The organism is Rhodoblastus acidophilus (assembly GCF_900187365.1).
Lineage (GTDB): Bacteria > Pseudomonadota > Alphaproteobacteria > Rhizobiales > Beijerinckiaceae > Rhodoblastus > Rhodoblastus acidophilus.
The window spans coordinates 1-16,391 of the sequence record NZ_FYDG01000021.1; the positions used below are offsets into that span (position 1 = coordinate 1).

The 16,391-nt window shown below is 58.0% G+C and carries 12 protein-coding genes and 4 pseudogenes; 4 read left to right on the top strand and 12 right to left on the bottom strand.

Going from position 1 to position 16,391, the window contains the following annotated elements; translation table 11 throughout:
* The first annotated feature begins 257 nt into the window (after positions 1 to 257).
* A complete protein-coding gene (locus CFB24_RS22745; RefSeq protein WP_141098522.1) occupies positions 258 to 1,838 on the top strand; it encodes a hypothetical protein in 1,581 nt (526 codons plus the stop codon).
* Between the two features lie 149 nt (positions 1,839 to 1,987).
* Here the strand turns inward: CFB24_RS22745 and CFB24_RS19890 are convergent, their stop codons facing one another.
* From CFB24_RS19890 to CFB24_RS19900, 4 genes and pseudogenes are all read right to left on the bottom strand, one after another.
* A complete protein-coding gene (locus tag CFB24_RS19890) occupies positions 1,988 to 2,710 on the bottom strand; it encodes a type II secretion system protein GspK (RefSeq protein ID WP_338064200.1) in 723 nt (240 codons plus the stop codon).
* 182 nt (positions 2,711 to 2,892) lie between these two features.
* Positions 2,893 to 3,360, bottom strand: coding sequence for a type II secretion system major pseudopilin GspG (gene gspG / locus CFB24_RS19895; RefSeq protein WP_244593328.1), 468 nt, complete (start codon positions 3,358 to 3,360; stop codon positions 2,893 to 2,895).
* Positions 3,361 to 3,614: 254 nt separating this feature from the next.
* The gene (locus CFB24_RS22750) at positions 3,615 to 4,244 is read right to left on the bottom strand and encodes a hypothetical protein (RefSeq protein ID WP_141098523.1); all 630 of its coding nucleotides are present in this window, start codon (positions 4,242 to 4,244) and stop codon (positions 3,615 to 3,617) included.
* A 452-nt stretch (positions 4,245 to 4,696) separates the two neighbouring features.
* A pseudogene (locus tag CFB24_RS19900) lies at positions 4,697 to 5,049 on the bottom strand (IS66 family transposase); the annotation flags it as partial.
* A 55-nt stretch (positions 5,050 to 5,104) separates the two neighbouring features.
* On the opposite strand from CFB24_RS19900, the pseudogene CFB24_RS19905 reads away from it, so the two are divergent.
* From CFB24_RS19905 to istB, 3 pseudogenes are all read left to right on the top strand, one after another.
* Positions 5,105 to 6,120, top strand: a pseudogene (locus tag CFB24_RS19905) (IS256 family transposase); the annotation flags it as partial.
* Between the two features lie 173 nt (positions 6,121 to 6,293).
* Positions 6,294 to 7,152 (top strand): annotated as a pseudogene (locus tag CFB24_RS19910) (Mu transposase domain-containing protein); the annotation flags it as partial.
* An 11-nt stretch (positions 7,153 to 7,163) separates the two neighbouring features.
* Positions 7,164 to 7,910, top strand: a pseudogene (gene istB, locus CFB24_RS19915) (IS21-like element helper ATPase IstB).
* A gap of 28 nt (positions 7,911 to 7,938) precedes the next feature.
* On the opposite strand, the gene CFB24_RS19920 reads toward istB, so the two are convergent.
* From CFB24_RS19920 to CFB24_RS19950, 8 genes are all read right to left on the bottom strand, one after another.
* Positions 7,939 to 8,187, bottom strand: coding sequence for a helix-turn-helix domain-containing protein (locus tag CFB24_RS19920; RefSeq protein ID WP_141098524.1), 249 nt, complete (start codon positions 8,185 to 8,187; stop codon positions 7,939 to 7,941).
* A gap of 498 nt (positions 8,188 to 8,685) precedes the next feature.
* Positions 8,686 to 9,327, bottom strand: coding sequence for a prepilin peptidase (locus tag CFB24_RS19925; RefSeq protein ID WP_088522386.1), 642 nt, complete (start codon positions 9,325 to 9,327; stop codon positions 8,686 to 8,688).
* Positions 9,328 to 11,464: 2,137 nt separating this feature from the next.
* Positions 11,465 to 11,707: a hypothetical protein gene (locus CFB24_RS22755; RefSeq protein ID WP_141098525.1), complete on the bottom strand. Its 243-nt coding sequence runs from the start codon at positions 11,705 to 11,707 to the stop codon at positions 11,465 to 11,467.
* Positions 11,708 to 11,847: 140 nt separating this feature from the next.
* Positions 11,848 to 12,453: a prepilin-type N-terminal cleavage/methylation domain-containing protein gene (locus tag CFB24_RS24105; protein WP_088522387.1), complete on the bottom strand. Its 606-nt coding sequence runs from the start codon at positions 12,451 to 12,453 to the stop codon at positions 11,848 to 11,850.
* On the bottom strand, positions 12,450 to 12,860 hold the full coding sequence (locus CFB24_RS19935; protein WP_088522388.1) for a prepilin-type N-terminal cleavage/methylation domain-containing protein: 411 nt from the start codon (positions 12,858 to 12,860) through the stop codon (positions 12,450 to 12,452). The genes CFB24_RS24105 and CFB24_RS19935 overlap by 4 nt, the downstream gene beginning before the upstream one ends.
* On the bottom strand, positions 12,845 to 13,300 hold the full coding sequence (locus CFB24_RS19940) for a GspH/FimT family pseudopilin (protein ID WP_088522389.1): 456 nt from the start codon (positions 13,298 to 13,300) through the stop codon (positions 12,845 to 12,847). The genes CFB24_RS19935 and CFB24_RS19940 overlap by 16 nt, the downstream gene beginning before the upstream one ends.
* Positions 13,297 to 14,547: a type II secretion system F family protein gene (locus CFB24_RS19945; RefSeq protein ID WP_244593329.1), complete on the bottom strand. Its 1,251-nt coding sequence runs from the start codon at positions 14,545 to 14,547 to the stop codon at positions 13,297 to 13,299. Before CFB24_RS19945 ends, CFB24_RS19940 begins: the two co-directional genes overlap by 4 nt.
* Positions 14,516 to 16,231 (bottom strand): GspE/PulE family protein, encoded by a 1,716-nt coding sequence (locus CFB24_RS19950; RefSeq protein WP_244593330.1) that lies wholly within the window; start codon positions 16,229 to 16,231, stop codon positions 14,516 to 14,518. Before CFB24_RS19950 ends, CFB24_RS19945 begins: the two co-directional genes overlap by 32 nt.
* Positions 16,232 to 16,391 lie beyond the last annotated feature (160 nt).

The window sequence follows — 16,391 nt, forward strand, 5'->3', positions numbered from 1 at the left end:
CTTATGGGCCGCGATCCGGAAAGCCTTTCAGAGCTTCACTCCAGACGAATGCCGCAACTATCTCGCCGCAGTTGGATATGACGCATATGATCCAATATGAGCGGCCACCGCTCTAAGAGCGTCGGCAGAACACAACCTGCGCGTGATTATTAATTAATAATACAACTTAACCGCGCATATTTAAACGCGCGATGGCCTAAAGCGCGGCACGCGCGCAATTGGTCAGCCGACCGCCGTCGCAGAAACGTCGATGTATCTTGATTGAGGCAACAAAAATGTTCTCTCGACTAATGACGGCGCTGGCAGTCCTAACACTGGACGTCGCCAGTTGCCTGCCGAGCTTCGCCCTGAATGGCGACCAAATCGGTGGCTTTGGCTTCAACGTCACCGAAAGCCTCTTGAACCCTGCAGAGCCTGGCGTCACGAAGGATCAGGTGGACCGACAGGCCGCACGATTGACCTATGACGCCCGAATGAGCGGTGCAAAAACCCTGCGCTGGTTCTCCACGGACGTATGGCCGCAATGGCAATGCACGAACGATCCCGAGAACGCTGATGGTACGATCGATCCCAATTGGCAATCAGTCGCCGACTCCTTATTGACGAATGCGCAGCAGAACGGACTCCGCGTAGTCGTCGTTCTCGCGAATGCCACCAACAGCGGTTTCGGTGGTGTGGCGCCAAACTCCTCACCGGCAACCCTGAAAACATGGGCCAACCATCGCGCCGCCGTACAAGGCTTCGACAAATATCCGGCGTCCGCCCATGATTGCACAAATGTGCCTCCCTATTTTTCGTTTTCTGAGGCCAGTTGGTTCAGCAATCCCCTGCTTAGTGAGCGTCTGACTCAACGCTTTGTCACGATGGCACGATTTCTTGCGAAATACCCCGGCTTAGGTGGGATCGAATTATTTAACGAACCTGACTACGCATTGACGCACACCAGTTCCTTCTGGGTGCCGGTTACAAAAATGCTGACGTCTGTTAAAAATGCGGATCGCGCATTGGCGACAATTCCCGTCTATTCAGGCGTCGCGTGGTGGAACGCCACTATCATTCAGCAGGCACGCGCCTCCGGTGCCTGGAGCCTTGAGCCTTTCATAACAGTTCACAATTACACTGATGCACGACAAACAGAATCAAAAATTAACTCCGACCTAAATGGACTGGTTGATTATCTTACAACTATTGCGCCAGACAAGCCCATCATCATTGGAGAGGCCGGCTCTAGTGTGAGCTTGTCGCAGTTGTCGGATAATGCGAAGATGCTTCGCGTGCTTTTGGGCATATATTCACGCCGACACGTGGGTCTTTGGGTTTGGGGAGACTGGTTTCCCGACTCCGACACGGATATGAAGTGGGATTTCAATCACCGCTCCGTCGCTGGCCCAAGCCAAGCGCCCTTCTTTTTCGATCAAAATCGGACGGCGAGTTACTCCACAGGCAGATCGGTGCCGCTCTCAGGAGGACAACCGTTCACGCTTTCCGCAAACGTGGTCAGCGATCCTGATGCAAAGATCAATGGCGTTTGGGCGATCAGCTTGAATTCTGAACGTTTTGTTGGATTTTCACGCGCGGGCATCTTTGCAAAGCCTTCCAGCCTTCCTGGCATCTTCGCAGAGCCGCAGCCGACCTATTTCTTCGATCAAAAAACGACCCCGATGCGTTGGGCGCAGATTGATCGGCAGGGAACGCAATGGCAGCTGCGCGTTTTCCAATGCTCGAAAAGTGGCGGAGCTCATACGCCAATCGCCCTCCTCGGCTTGATCGAAGGCACCAAGCGCGCCAACGTCGATCAGTGCCCCTATTCGATCGAAGCTATAAACGCAGAATTGTGAAGCCGTGATCGCAGACGCGGGTTCTGGGACGGCACGCTAAGCTAGGAGCTGAACCAGACGGATATAAATCTTGCGCCAAAGGTGGCGATGTTTCAACATCGCCACCTTTGGTCAGACAGCGCCCTACGGAGAAATTCTGCTGAAGGTGCTCAACACTGCGGCAGCTCTGGCACGCTCATGGTGTCAAGTTCGCGCGAAAATCGCGACGCGCCCAAGTGGACTTCTCGCAAAATATAAAATTCGCCATCACCGGCTTGGAAGTCAACGATGGTTTCGCTCAAACCGCGCGCGCCATTGGACAAGCGGACCTCCACATGAACCATGAAAACATCGTGCGCAACATCCCGACTGTATGCGCTTGGAAACCGGGTATCATTACGATTTAACGAATTGGGGAATGGCGCGGCGGCGAGAATTGCGATCTGTTCCCGGGAGCCACCAAGCAGCGCCGCCAGTAAGGCCGGTGGTGCGCGACGCGAGTCGAGACCGTCTACGTGTGAATAAACCGTAGCAAACGGCAAAATCGCCTGAACTGAAGCTTGACCAAGATTTGCGACCTGATCAAGCTCCAGCGCGGTCTGGAATGGCCCGCCCTTGGAACGGAATGGTTTGCCGGCGACCGGCGCGGCAGCACCAAAAATGGCGGGCGTGCGGAACTGCACGACTGCACGCGCCGCAGCTAAAGCTTGTGCGGGGCCGAGTCCCGCGAGGCCACGGAATGCGTCGCGAAGCAACTCTTCGGTCGCGGCGTTCAAATCAATCTTGCCACCCTCGTCCTCGATCGAGATTGCGAGCGCAGCATCCTCAATCGAGCAAAAGCCAGGCACACCATTATGCGGCGGCGCTTCGCTCGCGAAACGTTCACGCGCCAAGCGAACGATCGCAACATTTGTCCCAGCTGCAGCTAGAAGCCTCGCCTGTTCAGTGTTAGCGGCGCTGAAGGCAGTCTGAAGCCTAAACCGGCCCGTGGCGCTAAAGGAGAGCACAATCGCCGCTATGGCGCCTAGTCCCCAGATCACCACGAGCAGCGCGTAGCCCCTATGGCGCTCCGATCTCAGCGCGGACCTCCAGCGCGAGTAAGAGCCCCAACATCAACTCCCTTACCGGTTGGTCCGAGTGAGCCGATGTCGTAAGGGCCGTTCTTTCCAGGCGCATGATAAAGATAGTCGTGCCCCCAGGGATCGCGCGGCGTCGTTGTCGTCTTCAAATAGGGACCGTTCCAGCCAGCAAGCCCCGAAGGTGCACGCACCAGTGCGGCGAGCCCTTCTTCGTCGGTCGGATAGCGACCGGCGTCGAGATAAAAGAGATCGATCGCGCTGGCGAGATTCTCCATCTGGATCTGTGCGGTCTTCACCTTGGCTTCCGACAAATAATTCAACACGCGTGGACCGATTAGACCGACAACCATGCCGATAATCGCGAGAACAACCAACATTTCGACTAGCGAAAAACCAGCGCGGCGGGACGGGCGATGGGCGGCGCGCCATGCGGCGCGCTCGCGGAGGGCGGCAAGAGAAGACACAGACGAACTCCTTCGTGCGTCGGTTCGAGAACAGGTCGTCACTCGTAGCGAAGCCGGCCTAGGGTTAATGGACGATAAAAGATGGCGGAACCGCGAGTCGAGTTTGCACCCGAACTGAGGCCAGCGAGTGCAGGCGCCTTTGATTAGATGCAAAGATCCGCGACCGACCCTATCTGCAGACATTTTCTGCTGAATTTGGGGAATGAGGCAAACGAAGCAGGACTGCGTAACCGGCGGAGACATTCCAGAACGCTTCAAACCTCTTGTCTTTCTTGCGCCAAGATTAGATCCGCGTCCAGCGGCGCTCTGCACGAGACGGCGGTCATCACTTCCAAAGCCAATGTCGCCGCTACGATCGGATCGAGTTTCGGGCTTGCGTCTTCAACCAAAATTGCAACGGCTAGACCACATGCAGACAAGGTCTCCTGGGGCGAAGACAAATGGTTAACCCTAGAGATTTGCTTTATGCGCTCTCGAAATCTTGGTGCCGCAATAGGGGGCCACTCGTTGGGATAGTGGCTATTATCAACCGACAATGACGGGTATGCAGCCTCAACTGTTCCTGCGGTCTGTGACGCGCGTAAGCTAGAGCCGTGGGGAAGTTTGCTAACGTTCGCTCCCAGACGGTCAACAACGGCGCTTATTTGGCCCGCAATTGACCCGTCACCTTCAAACAACAGAATAAACGCTTTAATAAATTCGAATTTGTCCTTCTCTAAACAATCATACCCAACGGCCCATGACGACCACTCTCCAGTGATTGCAGCTGCAGCGCAAATGATCGTTTCAGTCTGCCGGTTGGAAATGGATCCATAGTACCCCCGCAGGCACGCCACTATGTCGTGCGCTGCACGTTTCTCGCGCTCACCAACTTGCGGCGTCATTGTCCAACCTAAACTTTTGCAATGTTGAAATGTTGTTTATTTTTAAGCGACAGCGCTATCCGCCGGCGCACCTAGTCGAATGAATTCACCTTTTTACCTCTCGCACCTTAGGTGTAATAGGCCACTAATTTACCCCCCACCTGCGGCCTGCTGCCAAAACCCCTGGCCAACATTTCGCTTCGTCGGACCAGCCTAAAGCCTACAGGTGACGCCTAGCCCAATTGCACCAAACCACCCGCATCGAATTGGATCTAATATCTATGAATATGTTAGAGTTTGAAAAATAGCAATATGCTATTCAGTTTTGACGAACAATACCGTAGCGAAATAAAATCCGCACCATTGTTTTAGGCTCCGGACTCATAAGCATTAGCTGACAGTCGCCGCGATGCAGACGGTTGCGAGGAAATTGACGGCGTTTCGGTCATATGTAAGCGTCTTTTCAGCGCCGTTCACTCTGCGGGCTTGAAATTCCAAGGCATGAGCGCCTGAATGTCCTTGTTGGGCCATCGGTTGGCGATTTGCTCCAGGATTTTTTCGCCCAGGCGTGTGGATCGACGCCGTTCATCTTGCAGGTTTGAAGCATGGTGGCGATGGTCTCCCAGGTCTGCCCGCCGGCGGCAGAGCCGGCGAATAACGCGTTTTTTCCTGTAATTGCCTGGGGCCTGATGGTGCGCTCAACGATATTGGAGTCCAGTTCGACGCGGCCGTCTTCAAGGAAGCGTCCGAGGACCGTTTGGTGCGATCGGCCATAGCGGATTGCCTCGGCCAATTTCGCCTTGCCGGAGATGCGCGGCAGCTCGCGCGAGAGTGTCGGAATTTCCGTGTGATGGCCATTTGGAAACAAATGGAGGCATCATATGGCAAGACGGAAATCCCCGCTTGTTCCCGATCAGCTGCTTGACCAGCTTCTGGCCGGCGCGGATCCCAAGAGGCCTTTGCGAAAGATGGTCTTCTCGACGAACTGAAGAAGGCGCTCGCCGAACGGGCGCTGAACGCGGAGGTCGACCACCACCTTGACCAAGGCGAGCAGGACGGCCGGTCCAATTGCCGCAACGGTTACGGGCACAAGACCGTGCTGACGGATACCGGCAAGATCGACGTCGCGGTCCCGCGCGACCGGTTGGCGACCTTCGATCCGCAGCTGATCGCCAAATACCAGAGGCGTTTCCCGGGCTTCGACGCGAAGATCGTCTCAATGTACGCGCGCGGCATGAGCGTGCGCGAGATCCAGGGCCATCTGCGCGAGCTTTACGGCGTCGAGGTTTCGCCCGATCTCGTCAGCGCGGTAACCGACGCCGTGCTCGACGAGGTCGCGGAATGGCAAAACCGACCGTTGGAGCCGCTTTACCCCCTCGTTTTCTTTGACGCCATTCGGGTCAAGGTGCGCGACGAGGGTGTGCTCCACAACAAGGCGATCTACGTCGCGCTGGGCGTGCGGCCGGACGGAGCCAAGGAGATCCTCGGCCTTTGGATCGAGCAAACCGAAGGCACCAAATTCTGGCTGCGGGTGATGAACGAGCTGAAAAACCGCGGCGTTGAAGACGTGCTGATCGCCGTCGTCGACGGCCTGAAGGGATTTCCGGAAGCGATCACGGCGGTGTTCCCGGACGCCCAGGTTCAGACCTGCATCGTGCATCTGATCCGCAATGGGCTGGACTTTGTCTCCTAGAAGGACCGGCGCGCCATCGCCTCGGCGCTGAAGCAGATCTATCGCGCCAAAGACGCCGCTGCGGGCGAGCGGGAGCTCGACGCCTTTGCCGACGGACCCTGGGGACAAAAGTATCCGGCGATCGCCCAATCCTGGCGGCGTCACTGGAGCGAAGTCATTCCATTCTTTGCGTTTCCCGACGACGTGCGCCGGATCATCTACACACGGATGAGATTGACAAGCCGTTTGCCCCCCGTCGTACTATGATGCCCAAGCGCGGGCGACCTCGGGGCAAAGAGCGGAGCCTCCGGCCGCCAACTCCGCCAGGCCGCCTTTACAGTCCTGCCGGCTTGAGGCGTCCGCGCGACGAGTTCGGCCGGGTTTGCCGCTCGGCGACAAACCGAACCTACACCGAGATGGCGACCCATTACGCGACCGCCATCCTGCCGACGCGGCCCCGCAAGCCGCGCGACAAGGCCAAGGTCGAGCGCGCCGTGCTGATCGTCGAACGCTGGCTGCTCGGACGGCTGCGCCGGCGCAACTTTTTACAGCCTGGCGGAACTGAACGCCGCCATCGCCGAAATGCTGAGGCAACTCAATGACGAGCGAACGATCCGTCGCCTCGGCGTCACCCGGCGGCAATTGCTGGAGGACATCGACCGGCCGGCGCTCAAGTCCCTGCCGATCGAACCCTACGAGTTCGCGCAATGGAAAACCTGCCGGGTCGGCGTCGACTACCACGTCGAAGTCTCCAGCCATTATTACTCGGTTCCGCACCGCTTCGCCCGCGCCGAGGTCGAGGCCAGGCTCACCGTCCGGACGGTGGAAATCTTCCTCCGGGGCGAGCGGGTCGCCGCGCATCTGCGCATGAGCGGCAACCACGGCCACACCACGGTGGCCGACCACATGCCGTCCAGCCATCGCCGCTACAAGAACTGGACGATGGACAAGATCCGCGCCGACGCCGGGCGGATTGGGCCGGCGACGGCGGCCTTGTGCGAGCAGATCATCGAGCATCGCCCCCATCCCGAGCAAGGCTTCCGCGCCTGTCTGGGCATCGTTCGTCTGGCGAAATCCTATGGCGAGGCGCGGGTCGAGGCGGCGGCCGAGCGCGCCATCGCCATCGGGGCGCGCACCTATTCCTCGGTCAAATCCATCCTCGACAAGAAGCTCGATCGCCGGCCCGCCGAACAGCGCGCCGCGGAGGCGCCGGTGATCGTGCACGCCAACATCCGCGGCCCGCGCTACTACAATTAGGAGAGACGCTGTTGCTCAAACATCCAACGCTCGACCAACTCCACGCCCTCGGCCTGCACGGCATGGCCAAGGCCTTTGTCGAAATCTCGGCTTCCGATGAGGCCGGCGGTCTCAACCATCCAGAATGGCTCGGCCTTCTGCTCGATCGCGAAGCCTTGACGCGCCAGGACAAGCGAATGGCCGGACGGCTGCGCGCTGCGAAATTGCGCCAGCAGGCTTGCGTCGAAGACATCGATTATCGCAGCCCGCGCGGCCTCGATCGCGCCATGATGCAAAAACTCATCAAGGGCGACTGGATCGACGCCCACGACAATTTGGCCCTGGTCGAGCCAACAGGGGTCGGAAAGAGTTGGATTGCTTCGGCGCTTGGCCACAAGGCCTGCCGGGATAACCGCTCCGTCCTGTATCAGCGAGTTCCTCGGCTGTTCGAGGAACTCGCCCTTGCGCGCGGCGACAGACGCCATGCGCGCTTGCTGTGATCGCTCGGGCGCGCCGATCTCCTGGTGCTGGACGACTGGGGTCTTGAACCGCTCGACGCCGCGGCGCGACACGATCTGCTGGAAATCCTCGAAGAGCGCTATGGGCGCAAATCCACGCTCGTCACTTCTCAGCTTCCCGTAGATCGCTGGCATGAAATCATCGGTGATCCCACTTACGCGGACGCGATCATGGATCGCCTCGTCCACAACGCACATCGCATCGAGCTGACCGGAGAAAGCCTGCGGCGCGCTCGCGCCAAGAGCGCGATCACCTCTTGACCAGGCCCCGTTCCAGGCGCCAAAAAACCTAAGCCAGCATGCCCCACGACCCGGGCGCCATCATCCCGTTACCGGGGGGCGGCATCATCCAGGAATCGATGGGCGCCATTATCTCGTAATTGCCGGGCGCCTTCGCAGGAATCGACACAAGTTCGCGGCTGATTGTGCACTTTGGCCGGCCGAGCGCCTCGGCGATGGCGCCGATCGAGCGTCCGGCCGCACGCAAGACGCCGATCTGGTCCCTTTCCTCCTCGGAAAGGTGTGAATAGGATCGCATGGCAACACTCCCATTGGTCCTGAACAAGCCAAGCCGATATCAAATCGGCAGGGGGGTTGCACTTCGCTTCGGAACTCAGGCGCAAGCCGCCAGAATGGTGTCCGGCGTACGCTTACTGAAAACTATTATCTGCCGGGAGAACTGGAGCGCGAGCTCGCGGTCTTCTTCGAGCGCTACAACAACGACGGCTATCACGAAAGACTCCACAATCTCACGCGGGCCAACGTCTATCGCGGCCGCGCCGAAGAATTTTTACACGAACGAGAAAAAATCATACGCCAGACCATCGAAACCCGCCGCTTGCAGCATCACGCACAAGCCGAATAACATGAGCCAGATCCTCCGCTCCTAAAATGCTCAGTTTGTCCCAATTTTTCTGACGACGGACAGGGCCTGATGAATAATATCGTTTTCGTGGGACAGGATGTCCATAAGGCGACTATCGCGAGCGCAGTTTCGCGATCCGATGGATCCGATGGAAATCTCACGATCGCACATTCAAACGGTGAGCGGACCAAACATCCATGTTAGCCAAAAGCCCAGAGCGATATGGGGCCCAAAGGGTAGAGGATCATCACGACGCGCCAGTTTGCCGTTTCGCCAAGCGAGCGCGGCGGAAAGCAGGGCCGAAAGCGTAGACGTTAGGAGGCACGACAGCAGCCCCTCGCCTCCTAACCAAAAGCCCGAGATCGCGAGAAGCCGCACATCTCCACCACCTAGGCCCGCTCGTCCGGATAACACTTTGTAACTCCAACCAAATAGCCAGAACATCACATAGGCGCCTAGCCCCGAGCCAAGATATTCCACGATCACCTCGGGCGGGCGGGAAAGCGCCGCAACGACGGCGAGACCTAGCAGCGGTCCATCAGGCACAACGAAGTATAGGCTGTCGATCATTGCGATAATGCCGAGCAGCACGAAGAGTATAAAACTCACGAGGACGAAGTCGGGAGACGTCGGCAATCCGCTCGCAAGCCCCAACCATCCCCCGACAAACATCCATATAAAAGGCGTCAGAGCTTGAGCATCCGGTCGCGCAATCAGAGCCGCCCAAGCAAACATTTTCAGACGCCGGCCGCGACGGCGCAGCCTCGCTGTCTGTATTCCCCAACCATCTTTCAGAACGAGAATGCCGACCAACGCGCGCTGCCTTGAGAAATAGCGGGTTATGGAATGAAATCTACGATTGCTGAGAACGATGCCCCAGGCTTCTGCATCCTCCAGTGTCGTTGGCCACGCTGAAGCGTCTCAGCAGTCAACAATGACGTAATGTAAGCGTGGTGTCCGAATCGATTCCGGACAGGCAGAGGTCGTCGGCGCTTCTATCACGACGCGTTTTCGCATGGGACATACGCATGGCACGATACATGTCAAACCGGCAGGCCCACTCAAAATCGCGCAACATCCTCCTTTTGTAACAACTCCGTCGGCAGCCGGATCGTTTTAACTTTTAACAATGGGGCGAAAGCTGCCCCAAATAGTTCAACGAGTGCGCCGTCAAGCCGAACGTCCGGCGACATGACCTAACAAGACCCTAATCGCGATGATTAAGCGTTGGCGTACGATAAGCCCAATCGTTCTGTAGCCGCCGCGCAACATATCGTCTATCATAATTACCCTGAGCGTTTGAACAGGGCTTGTCGGATTTCCTGGACATAGCCCTCCGCGATGACTTGGGCCATTTCTAATTGACTCTCGGGGCTTCACCCAACCACACCGGCTGAGCGACGATATCTCTTCCGCCGCATAAGGGGCAGATCATCAGCTGACTGATCTTTTCCAACGTTGTCGCTGATGGCAAGAAGGTGATTGGTGCCGTCCAGCTTTCGCCGCAACACTGGCACGATGCGCGAACTACTTCTACGCCACGCATCATGAGATCGTCCACTGTAATCCCAGACGGATGAATGTTTTGCATCATTCGCTCTCAACGTTGCGCCCCGTCTCCAAAGGGAAGCGTGCCAGCCTCGTTACCGCCTTTTCGCACGACGCGATCATGTGGTATACAGATTCCGATACTGGAGACAACGTCAATGACAGATGTCCGAATACCAGACCCGGGCCCCATACTCGCATGCGCATTCATCGGCACTTTCTTTGCCATCATCATGCTTATATTTATTCCTATTTCTGCCCTTGCAATTATTGTCGATCAGGTCACTGCGCTTTTTTGGCCGAAAAGGCGATAAAGTAGAACTTGTAAGATGACGATAAAAATTCCAACCTCACCCTCGTTGAGATCTGCACGCGCTAACGCGATAGTTATGGCGAAGCTAGATCGGTTACGTTTGGAACCATGCGCCTCTGTTGGCTGCTTAACAAACGCTAATGCTTGTCGGCATGCTATTCATTCAGGAATGCCTACCGCGTTGCTCAAACGCGCAGATTGGCGCTGATCCATGGTCATCGATCAAAAGCGCCTCCTGTCACACGCGTCGACGTGTGTCGCACTCACAAACAGGGCTCGCGGATACGCTTGCACCTGCAAACTGGCATTATGCCGGTCACGAAGACCTTTAGTTGCAATGAGTGTTCCCTTCAAACATTTTACCCTTAGCCGATCTGGCGTGACAGCACAAAAACGTGTTGTACGCTGCAGGATGAGGATGGCGCATTGGATCGAGTAAAATTTATCACATTCGTGGGCCTTGGGATCCTGGACTTGGCTGCAGCCGCGTACGCCCTCAAAGCCTGTACGCGCGAACTGGATAATGTTTCACTCAACGTACCTCCCGCGCTGTCGCTCGCGCCCGCCCCAGCGAAACTCTCTCCAGATATCAAACAGGAATCGAGCGTTGAGGCTCTCAACCGACCCCTGTTTGTAAAATCGCGTCGACCGCCGGTGGGAGAGCCACAAGCGACCAATGATTCGGAGGCGAATCCGCTTGGCATCAAAATGCGGGCGGTCGTGATGGAGGGTCAGCGACCACGCGCATATCTAGTCGCGGGTGACGCCACTGATGGCAAATGGTTACAAGTCGGTGACCAAGTCGACTCTTGGAGAATTGACGTGATTTCCGCAGATGCAATAACATTACGGCGCGCAGAAAGATCGGTTTCCATTGGCTTTGATTACTCTGGTGCTGTAAAAACGGCTCGATAGATATCTGTACAACCATCGCCGTTGCCTCCGATAGGACAACTTGCGTCATCAATTATATCGAAGCCGACGCATTCGAATGCGGAACATTATTTTGGTGCAAACACGATAGTCATTCATAATAGTCAATGACAATTGATGGTCCTATAACCAGCAAATACGCTATTCATGCTAAAATTATTGAAGACGAGCGCGTCTTTGACGAAAATAGGCAAATTGCTTCGGTCTGATGGCGAGATCACCAAAGCGACCCACGCCATTTAAAAGTCCGTGGCGGGCGACCGTCGGCTGCGCAAAAGGCTCAAGAGGCGTCCCCATTCCTGAATGCCCACGAGAACCATCCGGCAACTTGCGTTCCGCCATGGCGGATAGGCCCGCTTTGTTCCCTTTGCCGACGGTCGTTTCGATTTGCGTCCACATCGGCACCCCTCCAGAATCAGGCCGCCGACAGTCAATTACAACCGACTCTCGCGACTCAAATTCTTCTCGGACGGACACTCAAGGATGCGGATAAGGAATGATCCCCGACTCTTATATTCTTTCCCCATTTTGTGGCTTCTTCACCGCAGCGGGAGTGCGACGGTGACCGCGCTTTCCACCGGCCCGCTCGTCCCGCGTAGGCGGACGATTAAACGCACGAGGCGGGGAGGCGCCGGCGCCGCGTGCCAGTCATCGCGCCAGCGCGGCCTTTCGCCCAGCGCTGGCGAGCCAAAATATGAGAACCGCAGGTCTAACAAGGCGTCGCTCAGCCGTATGCTCCGCATTCCTTGCCGGGTCACTCCAAAATCACTCTCGCGAAACACCTGGGTCCACGCGTCGAGCGCGCGCATATCATCGCGCCCGATCTCCGTGGTCACCAGCCCGCCCCAATTTGCCATTCCATCGCTCAAAGCTACGAACCGGCACCACTCTGGGCCGCCATCAAAAGCGACAATGGAGGAGCCATCGGCGCGCGGTAGTTTTGCTGGGAATGCTCTTGCTAATTGACCTGCTAGCGCACGAACGATCAGATTGGCCTCGTCGAGTGAAGCCCCAACACGCGCGCTCTCCCAAGCGCGAGTCCCTAGCCTCAAGCCGCCGGCAAGCGTCGCAATCACGGCCGCGAGTAGACTGAGCGTCACAAGAATTTCAAGCAAGGTGAAGCCATCGCAGCGTCGAGGTCTCAAGGAAACGGCTCCTGCTGCCGCGCGACGAGCTTTTCCGTGATGAGTGTGAGACCGAACGCGCCGCCAGTCTGAGGCAGAATATCCAGCCGCAGGCGGTAACCGACCAAGGTTATACGTCCAGCAGGTCCTATGGCCGAGCGATCCTCAACGGTGTGCAACCGCCAGCGTAGGCCATCGATGTAGCTGCCTGAGCTTCCGCCAGGCGCGAGCGGCAGCGAAACCCCAATTTCGGCAAGATGCGAGGTTCCGTCCAGGGAGGCGCGCGAGAGGAAATCGGCGCGCCGCTGGTTTTCGGCGCCAACGCTGAGCGCACGTAGCAACTGGCCGAGCGCCAGAGTCATGATTGCGAAGGCGACCAACGCTTCGATCAATGTGAACCCTCGTCGCTGGTCTAGTCGGAGACGCATATGGCTCCTCCGGTCAACCAATTGACGGAGATTCTCGCTGAGCGTCCTTCCAGACCCAAAACGATGTCGCCCCCGCTGGCGCCGCCGTCTGGAAAAAACCTGATTCCTCCTTGGCCAGAGGCTGTTTCGTTACGCGCCAACGTGAGCGTGATCGTCGCGTCACTCGGCAGCCGACCTTGTCCGTTAACTGAAGAGAAATAGGTCTTGGCGCCGACGTCGATCACGACAAGAGTGGGTTCGTGATTGGCCGCTGCGCGCGCCTGCGCCGCCCTGAGCGTTCCGCAAAGCCCGCGGACAGCCACCTCCAGCCGCAGCCGCGGGGATTTTGGCTGCAACAATTGCGCCGCGATAGAGCCGACAAGTGCGACCAAAGCGAGAGCGGCGAGCATTTCAAGAAGCGTAAATCCAGCACGCAGATTTTTTGCGCGCGAAATTCTCATTTCAAAGCCATGTCGTTGATACTGAGCACGGCGTCCATCACCGTAAGAATCAGCGCGCCGACTAAGCCGGCGATCACGATGGTGAGAAGCGGCGTGAGCAGACTCATCAACCTTTCGATTGCCGCTTGCGTGTCACGTTCGAATAAAGTCGCAAGGCGCAAAAGCATGGCGGCGGATTGGCCCGTCTCCTCGCCAATGGCGACCATTTGGGACGCCACCGACGGAAACAGTTCAACGTCCCGAAGAGCGGCGCTGAGCCGCGCGCCGCTGCGCACCTCGTCCAGCGCATGAGCGAGCCGGCCACGCAGATAAGCGTTGTTCACGGAAAGCCGCGCGCTGTCGAACGCCGGCAACAGCGGCGCTCCGGCCTTAAGAGTTGAGCCGAGCGCGCGTGCGAACCGGGCCGCTGCAAATTTCTGCAGCGAAGGCCCGAGCGCCGGCAACCTCAGCAGGGCGCGGTCGAAGGCGATCCGCAGCGCCGGCCGGCTGATGATGGCTCGTGCAGCCCCGGTGAGTCCGATCAACGCCGCCAGGGCAACAAGGCCCACCTCCTGGCCATGGGCTTCGACGTCCATTATAAGTCGCAGTCCTGACGGCAGCGGCCTGCCGTTGTCAGTGAAGATTGGAGCAATATTGGGAATGAGCGTGCCCAGCACCACCGAAACCGAGCCAATCGCCATGACAACAAGAAGCGCAGGATATACAAGCGCGCTCTGAACGCGTCCGCGCAATTCTTGGCGCCGCTCAAGCGTCTCGGCGAGCTCGCCGAGCGCCGCGCCGACGCGGCCGACGCTCTCGCCTTGCCGCACCACCTGAACGTAATCCTCTCCGAATACCTCGGGATGGCCGGCGAGCGCCTGCGACAGGGATGCGCCATCGACTATTTGTCGCAAAAGTTCTTCGACAATGCGGCGTAACGCAGACGACTCGGTTTCGCTGGCGAGCAGGCGGAGGCTCTGATCTAGCGGAATGTCGGCCTGCTCCAACGTGGCGAATTCTCGAGTGAACGCGGCGAGCCGCTTGGCGCCGGGATGGCGGGCGCCCCGCCGCAGTCGGAGCAAGATTGAAATGGACTCCGACGGCAAGCGCCATTCGAAGGGCGTCAGGCCCTGACGCCAGAGGCGTTCCTCGGCTTCAGCGCGCGAGATGGCTTCAACGTCGCCTTGGCGTAACTCGCCTCTGGAATCGAAGGCCCGATAGGAAAAGCGTACCATCTCAGCCGATCCGAGTCTCGCGAAGAACTTCATCGACGCTCGTCTCTCCGCTCCAGGCCTTTCTCATACCACTTTGGTACATTGTGATCATTCCGCTCGCCCGCGCGGCCGCCTCTAGCTCGCTGCCAGCAACGTTCTGGCACACCAATCGCTGAAGACGCTCATTCGTCACCAAAAGCTCGGAGATGGTGGAGAGCCCTGAATAACCGAGGCCCCGACATTGTGGACAGCCATTCGGACCGAGCAACCGAGGAGGCGTCTCGCAGACGATCTCGGCGGAAAGGCGTTCCCGCCATGCATCCGCTTCCGCGAGCGGCTCAGCGCACGCTTGGCACAGGCGCCGCACCAAGCGTTGCGCCACCACCGCTTTCACAGTCGTAGCGATAAGATAGTTCTCCACGCCCATATCGATTAAACGTGTGATAGAGGCTGATGCGCTGTTGGTGTGCAGAGTAGAAAAAACGAGATGGCCGGTGAGTGAAGCCTGGATGGCGATCCGCGCGGTCTGGGCGTCCCGGATCTCTCCAATCATCACGATGTCGGGATCCTGTCGAAGAATAGCACGCAGCGCCTCAGGAAAACCGAAGCCAATGGCAGGTTGCACCTGAACTTGATTGATTCCGGCTAGCTGGTATTCGACGGGATCTTCAACCGTAAAAATCTTTACATCTGGACGCGCCAGCTCGCGAAGCACGGTATAAAGCGTTGTGGTCTTGCCGCTGCCGGTCGGACCGGTGACGAGTACAAAGCCGTTCGGAAGCCGCATGATGTCGCGTAACGCGGCGATTGTGTGCGGCTCAAAACCCAACTCCTCAAAATCCAGCACGACGCGGCTGCGATCAAAAATACGTAGTACAATGCTTTCGCCGTGCACCGTAGGTAGAGTCGAGACGCGGAAGTCGATGTCAACACCGCGGATTGGAAGAGTTATCCCGCCGTCCTGCGGCAATCGACGTTCTGCGATGTCCAGTCGCGCCATGATCTTTATGCGCGAGGCGATGGCGGCCTTGAGTCCCGGAGGAAGCACATCAATGGTCTGCAGTGCGCCGTCGATGCGGTAGCGAAGTTGAACGCCTGCGGGCTTTGGCTCCATGTGGATGTCGGTGGCGCGCGCCTCTATTGCGTCAGCTATAATTTGATTGACGCGCCGCACGACCGGCGCCTCGTTGGCGATGTCGCGTAGCCGCTGCAAATCGACCTCGCTTGCCTCATCCGCGCGAAGATCCTGGCCGAGCGCCTCCGTGGCGCCGTGCCCGACGCCAAAAACTTGAGCCCACAATTGCTCGAAGACGGCGGGGCTCGCGAGACGTCTCTCGATGTTTAAGCCCGTGGCGTAAGCGAGCGCGTCGAGGGCATCGTGGTCGAAGGGATCGATCACGGCGACGCTGAGGCGTTCGCCCTCGGCTCGAAGTGGCAACACGCAATTCGCGCGCAGGAACTTTTGCGGCGCCAGTTCGGATGCGGCGATGTCCACCAATGCGTTGGTGGGGGTTACCTCGCTCAAATTTAAGAAGGCTGCAAGATGCGCCGCGAGATCGGCCTCTGCGATCAGCCCGAGTTTCGTGAGGACGCGATCAAAACGTTCGCCGCTTTGGCGCGCGACACGCAACACCCGCTGTAGCGCCCGTTCGTCGAGCGCGTCCTGGCCTTGAAGGAAAGCGCCGAATTCTTCTGCAAAGCCATCCGGCGCGCCCCTCGAGACTGTCTGCACCGTCACCCCATGTCTTCCGTTTATCCTGCGCGATCATCAATCTTGCGTCCAGACGCAGGTATTGGTTAAATCTTTATCGAATCGCAAAGTTCGGCCGATCGAGTGGTCCATCATTGTGTCATTGCAAAAGTCGGAAATGCAAGCGTTCTGATAGGATTGCGCACGA

What these genes read in the sequence shown, in the direction of transcription:
- CFB24_RS22750 (WP_141098523.1), bottom strand. Translation starts at nt 4,244, where the DNA reads ATGACGCCGCAAGTTGGTGAGCGCGAGAAACGTGCAGCGCACGACATA.
- CFB24_RS19920 (WP_141098524.1), bottom strand. Translation starts at nt 8,187, where the DNA reads ATGCGATCCTATTCACACCTTTCCGAGGAGGAAAGGGACCAGATCGGC.
- CFB24_RS22755 (WP_141098525.1), bottom strand. Translation starts at nt 11,707, where the DNA reads ATGTGGACGCAAATCGAAACGACCGTCGGCAAAGGGAACAAAGCGGGC.
- CFB24_RS19935 (WP_088522388.1), bottom strand. Translation starts at nt 12,860, where the DNA reads ATGCGTCTCCGACTAGACCAGCGACGAGGGTTCACATTGATCGAAGCG.
- CFB24_RS19940 (WP_088522389.1), bottom strand. Translation starts at nt 13,300, where the DNA reads ATGAGAATTTCGCGCGCAAAAAATCTGCGTGCTGGATTTACGCTTCTT.
- CFB24_RS19945 (WP_244593329.1), bottom strand. Translation starts at nt 14,547, where the DNA reads ATGAAGTTCTTCGCGAGACTCGGATCGGCTGAGATGGTACGCTTTTCC.